This window comes from Psychrobacter sp. 1U2 (assembly GCF_051847575.1).
The window spans coordinates 1-625 of the sequence record NZ_JBPYDC010001335.1; the positions used below are offsets into that span (position 1 = coordinate 1).

Annotated in this window: 1 protein-coding gene and 1 pseudogene; both read right to left on the bottom strand. The window is 35.4% G+C overall.

All coding sequences use genetic code 11. From position 1 onward, the window contains the following. A partial coding sequence (locus ACS8FD_RS21940; protein ID WP_439277424.1) for a hypothetical protein occupies window positions 1-250 on the bottom strand: 250 nt, incomplete at its 3' end. A gap of 65 nt (window positions 251-315) precedes the next feature. After that, window positions 316-625 (bottom strand): annotated as a pseudogene (locus ACS8FD_RS21945) (UDP-glucose 4-epimerase GalE); the annotation flags it as partial.

Consider the following 625-nt stretch of genomic DNA (forward strand, 5'->3'; position numbering starts at 1 on the left):
GGCTTTCCCAACCCCATATATACTGATCGATATTAGCAAGTAGAAAGTCTACAGAGATACTATCAGCAAGCTTATTATGCTCTATATCTTTTGACTTTTTATTAATTTTATATAGATTTTTAGATACTTGTTCGGAAGTTAATTGTTGTAAATTGGAATCCTCTGCTTTCTTTAGTCCTCTATCGTATAACATTTCTATTAATAAAGAAGAATATGAAGAAGGATGCCCCGCTTGAATTATAACGCTCATGTATTATACCTCTAAATTTTTTGATTAAATAACATTTGATATATTACTATAATGAATTTAAGAGCCTATGATTCACAACCATTAGGGCTCATACGCTGCCAACGCCAAGTATCTTGACACATCTCAGTGATAGACAGTTTGGCTTCCCATCCTAATAAATCTTTCGCTTTATTAGCACTTGCATAGCAACTGGCTATGTCACCTACGCGACGGGCAACGAACTGATAAGGTATTGGTTGCTCAGATACTTCAGAAAAAGCAGATACCAGTTCTAATACAGATGTACCTTTCCCAGTACCTAAATTAATAGGTAAAAATCCAACAGGTAGATTTTTCTTCTGCAAATAGCTTAAGGCAGCAACATGGCCTTGTGCG